Below are 2,832 nucleotides of genomic sequence, written 5' to 3'. Positions count from 1 at the left end.
GCGCACCTTGATCGCCGCCGGCGCGCGCCTGGATGTACTCAGCGGCAGCGGCATCAGTTGCCTCGCCGCGGCGGTCAACGGACGCCAGCGCGAGTTGGTCGAGCTGCTGCTGCGGCACGGCGCGGCAGTCGATCAGCCGCTGGCCGGCGGCGCGCGCGCGCTGATGCTGGCCGCCGCGCGCGGCGGCGCCGATCTGATGGAACAACTGCTCGGCGCCGGCGCCGATGTCAATGCCGCCAGCGCGCACGGCCAGACCGCTCTGCTGGCGGCGGCGCGCTACGCGTTCGATCGCGGCGACAGCCTCGGTGCGCGGCGCGTGTTCGACGTGCTGCTGCGCCACGGCGCCGCGGTCAACCACAGCGACGCTGGCGGCATGAGCGCGCTGCTGCTGCTGCTGGGCGCGCACGCGCCACCTGGCCAGGACGGCGACGCCACGCACCTCGGCGCGCTGCTGCCGCTGCTGCTGGATGCCGGCGCCGATGCCGCGCACGCCGACCAGCGCGGCGTGACCGCGCTGCACGCCTGCGCGCTGCACGCGCTGCTGGGGCCGGCGCGCACCTTGATCAGTCGCGGCGCGCCACTGCAGGCACGCGATGCGTGGGGACGCACCCCGGCCGAGGTCGCGCAGCGTCTGGGTTTCAGCGATCTGGCGCTGGAGCTGGAAACGCGCGCGCTGCCCGGCGTCAAGCGGACTTTGTCACGTCCGGCGGCCGAGGATTGAGCGGCGTATCGGCCGCATCATTTTCAGCCGCATCGGCCTCGAACAGGCGCTCCAGATCGACCAGCGCCTCGCGCGTGGATTGCACCAGCTTGGTCTCGTCGTCGTAGACCTCGTGTTGGGTGCGCAGCAAGGCCTCGTCATGCTGGCGGAAACGCTCGACGTGCGCGGCCGCGGTGGCGGCATCGAAACCCAGCGTCTCCAGCACCTGGCGCGCCATCACCAGGCTGGAATGAAAGGTCTCGCGCACCACGCGATGCGGCTGCAAATCCATCAGCCGGAACGCGTGCTGGCGGTTGCGCGCGCGCGCGATCACCTTCAGCCCCGGATACAAACGCCGCACCAGACGCGCGGTGCGCAGATTGGTCTCCGGATCGTCGGTGGCCAGCACGAACACCTCGGCCTGCGCCGCTTGCGCGGCGCGTAGCAGTTCCGGTCGCCCGGGATCGCCGAAGAAAATGCGCATGCCACTGTAGCGGCGCGAGGTTTCCACCTGCTCGATCGAATGCTCCAGCGCGGTGAAGGGAATGCCGTGCGCCTGCAGCACGCGCGCCACGATCTGCCCGACGCGACCGTAGCCGGCGATGATCACGCGCGGCACATGCCCGGCGGGGATGGCATCGAATGGCCGCTGCGGCGCGCCTGGGCGACGCGCGAGCAGCGCGTGGATCGCGGCCACCAGCAGCGGCGTCAGCGCCATGCTCAGCGTGATCGCCAGCACCAGACGCTGATGCATGCCCGCATCCAGCAACCCGTGCGCGCGCGCCAGTTGCAACACCACGAAGGCGAACTCGCCGCCGCCGGCCAGCAGCACGGTCAACTTCAGCGCGGCGCCGGCATCGCGCAGTCCGGCGCGGCCCAGCGCGTACAGCACTGGCGCCTTGATCAGCAACAGACCCAGCACCAGCGCCGCGATCAGCAGCGGCTCGCGCAGCAGCAGCGGCAAATTGGCGGCCATGCCCACGCTGATGAAAAACAAGCCCAGCAGCAGGCCCTTGAACGGCTCGATGCTGGCTTCCAGCTCATGGCGATATTCCGAATCGGCCAGCAGCAGACCGGCCAGGAACGCGCCCAGCGCCATCGATGCGCCGGCCTGCCCGACCAGCCACGCCGTGCCCAGCGCCACCAGCAGCGCCATCGCCGTGGATACCTCCACCTGCTGCACGCGCGCGGCCATGCGAAACAGCGGCCGCAGCAGCAGGCGCCCACCCAGCACCAGCACCAGCACCACGCCGGCGACTTGCAGCAGGCGCGGCCACAGCGGCGCCCCGACCTGCGCGCCGGTGCCCAGCAGCGGCACCGCGGCGATCAGCGGAATCGCCGCCAGATCCTGAAACAGCAGCAGCGCGAACGCCAGCCGCCCGTAGGCGCTGGGCAACTCCTTGCGCTCGCCCAGAATCTGCAAGCCGAACGCCGTCGAGGACAACGCCAGGCCCAGCCCGACCACGCTCGCCGCGCGCGCGCCCAGCCCCAGCCCGAAATGCGCTGTCACGCCCAGCAGCAGCGCCGACACCAGCACCTGCAGCGCGCCGTAGCCGAACACCTGGCGCCGCATTACCCACAAGCGCTGCGGCGACAGTTCCAGCCCGATCAGAAACAGCAGCAGCACCACGCCCAGCTCGGAAAGCGTGTCCAGCGTGGCGCCGCCCTGCACCCAGCCCAGACCGTGCGGCCCGATCAGCATGCCCGCGCCGAGATAGCCCAGCACCGCGCCCAGGCGCAGCCGACTGGCCAGCGGCACCGCGATGACGATGGCCAGCAGGAAAATCAGCAGCGGCAGCAGCAGCGAATGCGAGTGCACGATGCGCCCGGCTTGGAACCCACGATCACTTTAACCGCGCGGCGCTGGGTCTACACGAGCGTACTCAAGCACCTGTCGACACGGCCAGCAGCGCACCCGCGAACGCCACCGCCGCGCCAATCGCCATCGCCGCGCTAAAACCAGCGACCACGCTGCTACCCGCCGCGAACACGCTACCCAGTACGCCCACGCCCAGCGTGGCGCCGACCATGCGCGCGGTGTTGACCATGGCCGACGCGGTACCGGCGCGGGCGGGCTCGACGGCGGCCACGGCAGTGGCCAGCACCGGGCCGGTGTTCAATGCCATGCCCAC

Annotated in this window: 3 protein-coding genes; 1 reads left to right on the top strand and 2 read right to left on the bottom strand. The window is 71.2% G+C overall.

Annotated elements, in window-relative coordinates; genetic code table 11:
• Positions 1 to 721, top strand: a 721-nt coding sequence (locus tag ACYDAT_RS16050; RefSeq protein WP_461451440.1) for an ankyrin repeat domain-containing protein, incomplete at its 5' end; no start/stop codon positions are given.
• Here ACYDAT_RS16050 and ACYDAT_RS16045 read toward each other — a convergent pair.
• Positions 684 to 2,519, bottom strand: a complete 1,836-nt coding sequence (locus ACYDAT_RS16045; RefSeq protein ID WP_461440524.1) for a monovalent cation:proton antiporter-2 (CPA2) family protein — start codon at positions 2,517 to 2,519, stop codon at positions 684 to 686. The genes ACYDAT_RS16050 and ACYDAT_RS16045 overlap by 38 nt on opposite strands.
• A 64-nt stretch (positions 2,520 to 2,583) precedes the next feature.
• Positions 2,584 to 2,832 (bottom strand): hypothetical protein (locus tag ACYDAT_RS16040; RefSeq protein ID WP_461451438.1); only part of this gene is annotated, 249 nt, incomplete at its 5' end.

The sequence above is a fragment of the Metallibacterium sp. genome (assembly GCF_054637675.1).
This window is presented reverse-complemented; position numbering and strand designations above follow the sequence as displayed.